Raw genomic sequence first — 6590 nt, forward strand, 5'->3', positions numbered from 1 at the left:
GCAGCCGCCAATCACGTTGGAGCAGATGATGAAGTAGTGCTTGGGATCAATCGGGCGGCCGGGGCCGACCAGCGTCTCCCACCAGCCGGGCTTCCCGGTGACGGGATGCACTAACCCAGGCTCGAGGTGCGGCTCGCCGCCAACACCGAATATGCCCGCTTCAGCAACGACGATTTCGACATCGACATCGTCTATGGCCAGCCGCGGGCGGAGGGTGTCGAGGTGATTTCGCTGGGCGAAGAAACCGTGACACCGCTGTGCACGCCCGAGCTCGCGAAGAAAATTCGCAAGCCGAAAGACCTGCTCGACCAGGTGTTGATCCGCTCGGACGTCAAGCAGGTGCAGTGGCATCAATGGTTCACGGCCAACGGCCTCGAAGCGCCGGCCATCCACGGCATGCGCTTCGATCGCAGCTTCCTGGCGATCGCGATGGCCTCGAGCGGACTTGGCGTGACGCTGGAATCGACGCGGCTCGCCGAACGCGAGATCGCGACCAGACTGCTGGTGGCGCCCCTTGCCGGACGTTCCACCGACATTCGCTATGTCGGCCACCATCTGGTCTTCCCACGCGCAGGCCAGCAGCGTCGGGCCATCCGTGCCTTTACCGAGTGGATCACGCGCGAGCTTGCGGCCGGTCGCTCGGCTTGAGCGATGGCGTGCCCCGCAATGGCAGCAGTTGTCAGGCGACAGTAGGACGCAATCGCGAACCGATTGCGCCATTGATGCTGCACGCCTCGGGAGCTATCGATCTGCAAAACTTGCTCTCGAACGGGAGGAACGCATGAGCACCATCACCGGCGGCTGTCACTGCGGCGCAATCCGTTATCAGATCGAAGGCGAACTGATCGTGCACGCGCTGTGCCACTGCAGGGATTGCCGGCTGCACGCCGGCGCCCCGGTCGTCGGCTGGACGATGTACGCGGAGGATGCCGTCAAGGTCACCAAGGGCGAGCCCAAAGTGTACCGGTCTTCGGAACAGGTGCAGCGGCACTTCTGCAGCGACTGCGGAACCGGCCTGTTCTACGCCAACGCCAGCATGCCTGGGATCATCGACGTGCAGAGCGCCACCAACGACGATCCCGATGCGATCCCGGCGACGATGCACATCCAGGTCGCCGAGCGTCTGCGCTGGATGGCGCACACGCACGCGCTGCCGACGTTCGACCGGTTTCCTCCGCAGCCGTAGCGGCGATATCCGTCGCGAGAGCGGTCACCGCCCAAGGACCGCCCAACTTACGCATTGCAACTGCCTCATGAGCAGCCGCAGCCGGAAGCGCCCGCCTTCTTAGCCGTTTCGTCGGCGGCGCAGCACGCCGAGACATCTTCCTTGGCCGGACCGCCGCAACATCCCGCCGCAGCCCCTGACTCCACGCCGCCGCGCGTGCAGACGCCGGTCTCCGGCAGCACCAGCTCGACCCGTGCCGCGGCCTTCTTGTCGCCGGCAATTTCGGCGGCGATCGAGCGGACCTGCTCGTAGCCGGTCACCATCAGGAAGGTCGGCGCCCGGCCGTAGGATTTCATGCCGGCGATGTAGAAGCCCGGCTCGTCATGCGCGAGCTCGCGCGCGCCGTGGGGGCGAACGGTGCCGCAGCTATGTTTGTTGGGATCGATCAGCGGCGCCAGTGCGACCGGCGCCTCGATGGCCGGGTCGAGCCGAAGCCGCAGCTCGGACAGGAACGACAGGTCGGGACGAAAACCGGTCGCGACGATCAACTCATCTGCAATCACGCTACGCGCACCGCAGCAGGCGCCGGCCGAAATTTGGAGGCGACCTTCGGAGCCCGACACGTGCGTGACGCCGAATCCGGTCTCGACCCCGATCCTGCCGGCCGCGACGAGCGCGGCGAAGGTCGAGCCAAGCTCGCCGCGTGCGGCAAGCTGGTCGTTGCTGCCGCCGCCAAAGGCCTTTGCGGGTTCAGTGCCGCGCAAGAGCCAGACGGCCTTGGTACCGGGCACTTCGTCCGCGAGTTGCACGAGATCGATCAGCGTGCCCACGGCGGAATGGCCGGCACCGAGCACGGCAACGGTCTTCCCGGCATATCTGGCGCGATGTGTACCCCGCACGTCCGGCATGCCATGGGCGATGCGGTCCGCGCGCTCGCGTTCGCCGATCGCGGGCAGACCGTTGCTGCCGGCAGGATTGGGCGAGAACCACGTGCCTGACACGTCGATGACCGCATCGGCGCGCAGCACCTCCGGGCCTTTGCCGTTCTGATAGCGGATCTCGAACGGCGCCTGCTCCCTGCCCTTCGTCTTCACCTTATCGAAGCCGGCGCGGCTGATCGCGGTGACACGGCTCGAGGTCCGGATCGCCTCGCGCAGCGGCGTTCGCGTCGCGAGCGGCTCGAGGTAGCGCTCGATCAGCTCGCCGCCGGTCGGATAGGATTGCGGGTCCGGCGAATTCCATCCCGTCGGCGCGAGCAGGCGCGCCGCCGCCTTGTCGACATTGTATTCCCACGGCGAGAACAGCTGCACGTGCTGCCACTGACGGACGGCGTGGGCGGCCTCACCTCCGGCCTCGAGCACGATGGGAGACATGCCGCGTTCGAGCACGTGCGCGGCCGCCGCGAGACCGACCGGCCCTGCCCCGATGATCGCAACCGTCTTATCGTTCATTCGGCATCCCCCATTCTTCTAGAATCATGGAATTATTCGGCAAAAAAATCAGGCCGCCGTTTGCGCGCCCTTGCATTCGGCCTCGTCGACACAACACTCCGCCGCCATGAAATCCAGCAGGCCTCGCATCGTGTCATAGTTCGCATGACAGACCAGGCTGGTGGACTCACGCACCTGGCTGACCAGCCCGACCGACACCAGGCTCTTGATGTGGTGGGACAGGGTCGATGCCGGGATTTTCAGTTTTTCCTGCAAGCGGCCGACGGGCATGCCTGCGTGCCCGGCCCGGACGAGGGCCCGATAGATCTGAAGCCGGGTCCGGTTACCCAGGGCTTCCAGCCGTGCTGCTGCGTCATCGATCTTCATGGCAGTGAACATGCCCCTGGGACTCCCTCCCTGTCAACGATATTTCTAGAATATTCGAAATAGTGCGCCGGCGATTTCGGATTGACGTCAGGCCAATAATTCCATAGGTCTGGATATATGGAAACCGAAGAAGCCGTCCTGGCGCTCGCAGCGCTGTCCCAAGCGACCCGCCTGGAAGCCTTCCGGACCCTGGTCCGGCACGAGCCTGACGGACTTGCGGCAGGCGATCTCGCCCGCCTGCTGGAAGTCCCCCAGAACACGCTTTCGGCGCACCTGGCGATCCTGAGCCGCGCGCGCCTCGTGTCCTCCGAGCGGCACAGCCGCTCGATCATCTACCGCGCCAACCTCGGCGAATTTCGCGACATCGCGGTTTTCCTGCTGCGCGATTGCTGCGGCGGACGCCCTGAGGTCTGCAATCCCGTCGTCGAAACATTGCAATCCTGCTGCTCGCCGAAACGGAAGGAGCGAAGCCGTGGCTGACGAGATGGACAATGTGCTGCCCCGGCGCTCCGAATACGCGGCATGTGCAACGCCGAAGGCCGGTTGATGGAAACATTCGACCTTTCACGGCGCCTTGCGGCCGAGGCGCTCGGCACGGGCATTCTGGTCGCCACCGTGGTCGGGTCCGGCATCATGGCCGAGACCTTGACCAAGGATATGGCGCTTGCCCTGCTCTGCAACACCTTGCCGACCGGGGCCATTCTGGTTGTCCTGATCGCGGTGCTCGGTCCGATCTCCGGCGCGCACTTCAATCCGGCCGTCACCCTCGTCTTCACCGGCAAGCGCGAATTGCCTGTGAACGAGGCCGTGCTCTACGTGATCGCGCAGATCGCCGGCGGCATCGCCGGAACGCTGGCGGCGCATCTGATGTTCGGACTGCCGCTGCTCGACCTCTCGACCAAGGTCCGAACCGGAGGGCCGCAATGGTTCGCCGAAGCCGTCGCCGCGTTCGGGTTGGTCGCGACGATCCTGGCCGGCATCCGCTTTCAACGGACGGCGGTGTCCTGGCTGGTGGGCCTTTACATCACGGCGGCCTATTGGTTCACGGCTTCCACCTCGTTTGCCAACCCGGCGGTCGCGATCGCAAGGTCGCTGACCAACACCTTCGCCGGCATTCGCCCCCTTGACCTGCCCGGGTTCATCCTTGCAGAGCTCTGCGGCGCGTTCGCTGGCATGCTGCTGATGAACTGGCTGCTCGGCGCCTCGCACGCGCGCGGCCCTGTTGCGATTGCGGAGACACCTCGATGAACGTCACCATCTATCACAACCCCGCCTGCGGCACCTCGCGCAACACGCTAGCGATGATCCGGCAGAGCGGCACCGAGCCCGACGTCATCGAATATCTGAAGACGCCGCCCTCGCGGGACAAGCTCAAGGAGCTGATCGTGGGGCTTGGCATTCCGGTCCGCGCGCTGCTGCGTGAGAAGGGAACGCCGTACAAGGAGCTCGGCCTCGACGATCCCAAATGGACCGATGACGAGCTGATCGACCAGATGCTGGCTCATCCCATCCTGATCAACCGTCCAATCGTCGTGACGCCAAAGGGCACGCGGTTGTGCCGCCCCTCGGAGGCCGTCATCGACCTGCTGGACAATCCCGTCGGCCGCTTCGTCAAGGAAGACGGCGAAGTGGTCGAAGCGCGATAGACTGGCGGGAAGGCGGCTGCGGGCCCTTGGCTTAACCGGAAGCGGGCTTCGTTGAGGCTCTAAAAGCCGCTGGCGGGATTCCAGCAGCATGTTAGCATCACGTTCTTGCAGGTTCGTGAGCAAACGTCATGCATCGCACAATCTCTCGTCGCGTGGTGCTTATCGGCTGCTTGGGTTTGGCAACGCAGAAGGCGGTTGCGCAACGATCCCGGATCTGGCGCGTGGCCTACCTGGTGTCCGGGAGAGGCTCGGCCACGACTCCCGTCATCAAGGATACGCTCCGATCCCTCGGGTACGAGGAAGGCAAGAACCTCGTTTTCGATGTTCGCGAGGCGAATGGCCGTTATTCGGAGCTTCCGGAATTGATGCAGCAACTTCTCCAGTTGAAGCCCGACGTCATCATCGCCGAGGCCACTCCGGCGATCGCTGTCGCCCAGAAGGCCACATCGACCATCCCGATCGTCATGTCGCCATCGACGGATCCGATCGGCTCCGGCTTCGTGAGGAGTTTCGCCAAACCCGGCGGCAACATCACGGGTGTCGCCAACATGTTCGGCGACCTCACGGCCAAGACGCTCGACATCGTTCGGCTCGTCTTCCCGAACGTCAGGAAACTCGGAGTGCTGACGTCCAACAACCCGACCCACGCCGCGCTGTTCGAGGTCGCCCGCGACGCTGCGGCGAAGATCGGGATTTCGGCGGATCGCTATATCGCACCAAACCCGGAGGACGTGAAGAAGGCCTATCAGGACATGAAGGCCGCCGGCTGCGACGTGGTGTATGTGCTTGCCGATCCGATCAGACCTTCGCTTCCTTCCATCGCGCTGGAGCACCGCCTGCCTTCAGTTTTTCAGGTCAACAGCTACACCGAATTGGGCGGGCTCATGAGTTACGGTCCTGAGATCCTGTCGTTGTTCGTGAAGGCCGCGCACTATGTTGATCGCATATTGAAGGGTGGAAATCCTGCCGACATACCCGTCGAACAGCCGACCCAGTTCGTGTTCACGATCAATCTGCGAACCGCGAAAGCGCTTGGCCTTTCAATTCCGGAAAACGTCTTGATCATGGCCGACAAGGTCATCGAGTAGCCTTGCCGTGCTGCGGCCTCACAATTCGCTCCGCTACTCCGCGGCCTGCCGGGCGCAGGCTCCATTCGCTGTCGCGGCATCTTGATCGGCAAGAGGCGCGCGATCAGGCAGTCCCCGCCCCTTCACCAGGCCGAAGATCGCCGGGATCACGATCAGCGTCAGCAGCGTCGACGAGATCATCCCGCCGATCATCGGCAGCGCGATGCGCTGCATGATCTCCGATCCCGTTCCGGTGCTCCACATGATCGGCAGCAGGCCCGCCATGATGGCGACCACGGTCATCATCTTGGGCCGGACCCGCTCGACGGCGCCCACCATGATGGCGTCGTGGAGATCCTGCCGGGTGAAGCCGCTGCTCTCGGCCTTGCGCTTCGCCTTCATCTCGGCCAGTGCGTGATCGAGATAGATCAGCATCACGACGCCGGTCTCGGCGGCGACGCCTGCAAGCGCGATGAAGCCGACGGCGACCGCGACGGACAGGTTGAAGCCGAACCACCACATCATCCAGATGCCACCGACCAGCGCGAACGGCAGCGACAGCATGACGATGAGCGTCTCGGTCAGCGCCCTGAAGTTCAGGTACAGCAGCAGGAGGATGATCGTCAGCGTCACGGGGATCACGATCTTGAGGCGGGCTGCCGCGCGCTGGAGATATTCGTACTGGCCGCTCCAGACGACATAAGTGCCGGCGGGAAACTGGATGCTCTCCGTCACGGCGCGTTGCGCGTCCGCGACGTAACTGCCGATGTCGCGATCGCGGATGTCGACATAGATGTAGGTCGCGAGCTGGCCGTTCTCGGTCCGGATCGAGGTCGGCCCCCGCGCCGGCTCGACCTTCGCGACCTCGCCGAGCGGCACGGCGCCCCCAACAGCG

Annotated in this window: 8 protein-coding genes and 1 pseudogene; 6 read left to right on the forward strand and 3 right to left on the reverse strand. The window is 64.3% G+C overall.

Going from position 1 to position 6590, the window contains the following annotated elements; all coding sequences use genetic code 11:
- Positions 1-114: 114 nt before the first annotated feature.
- Both MOV75_RS23025 and MOV75_RS23030 read left to right on the forward strand, forming a co-directional pair.
- Positions 115-648 (forward strand): annotated as a pseudogene (locus tag MOV75_RS23025) (LysR substrate-binding domain-containing protein); the annotation flags it as partial.
- 133 nt (positions 649-781) lie between these two features.
- On the forward strand, positions 782-1186 hold the full coding sequence (locus tag MOV75_RS23030) for a GFA family protein (RefSeq protein WP_246932367.1): 405 nt from the start codon (positions 782-784) through the stop codon (positions 1184-1186).
- 65 nt (positions 1187-1251) lie between these two features.
- Here the strand turns inward: MOV75_RS23030 and MOV75_RS23035 are convergent, their stop codons facing one another.
- Positions 1252-2616 carry an NAD(P)-binding domain-containing protein gene (locus tag MOV75_RS23035; protein ID WP_247006669.1) on the reverse strand — a complete coding sequence of 455 codons (1365 nt, stop codon included), beginning with the start codon at positions 2614-2616 and terminating at the stop codon, positions 1252-1254.
- A 48-nt stretch (positions 2617-2664) separates the two neighbouring features.
- Positions 2665-2982, reverse strand: a complete 318-nt coding sequence (locus tag MOV75_RS23040; RefSeq protein ID WP_247006671.1) for a helix-turn-helix transcriptional regulator — start codon at positions 2980-2982, stop codon at positions 2665-2667.
- 117 nt (positions 2983-3099) lie between these two features.
- Here MOV75_RS23040 and MOV75_RS23045 point away from each other — a divergent pair, with 117 nt between their 5' ends.
- From MOV75_RS23045 to MOV75_RS23060, 4 genes are all read left to right on the forward strand, one after another.
- On the forward strand, positions 3100-3462 hold the full coding sequence (locus MOV75_RS23045; RefSeq protein ID WP_246926037.1) for a helix-turn-helix transcriptional regulator: 363 nt from the start codon (positions 3100-3102) through the stop codon (positions 3460-3462).
- A gap of 66 nt (positions 3463-3528) precedes the next feature.
- Entirely contained in the window at positions 3529-4230 is a 702-nt protein-coding gene (locus MOV75_RS23050) for an MIP/aquaporin family protein (protein ID WP_246926036.1), read from the forward strand.
- Positions 4227-4628: an arsenate reductase (glutaredoxin) gene (gene arsC / locus MOV75_RS23055; RefSeq protein WP_246926035.1), complete on the forward strand. Its 402-nt coding sequence runs from the start codon at positions 4227-4229 to the stop codon at positions 4626-4628. The genes MOV75_RS23050 and arsC overlap by 4 nt, the downstream gene beginning before the upstream one ends.
- Positions 4629-4849: 221 nt before the next feature.
- The gene (locus tag MOV75_RS23060) at positions 4850-5716 is read left to right on the forward strand and encodes an ABC transporter substrate-binding protein (RefSeq protein ID WP_246926034.1); all 867 of its coding nucleotides are present in this window, start codon (positions 4850-4852) and stop codon (positions 5714-5716) included.
- A gap of 33 nt (positions 5717-5749) precedes the next feature.
- Here the strand turns inward: MOV75_RS23060 and MOV75_RS23065 are convergent.
- On the reverse strand, positions 5750-6590 hold an 841-nt coding region (locus MOV75_RS23065), incomplete at its 5' end, for an efflux RND transporter permease subunit (RefSeq protein WP_247006670.1).

It is taken from the genome of Bradyrhizobium sp. PRIMUS42 (assembly GCF_023006515.1).
Taxonomy (GTDB): Bacteria; Pseudomonadota; Alphaproteobacteria; order Rhizobiales; family Xanthobacteraceae; genus Bradyrhizobium.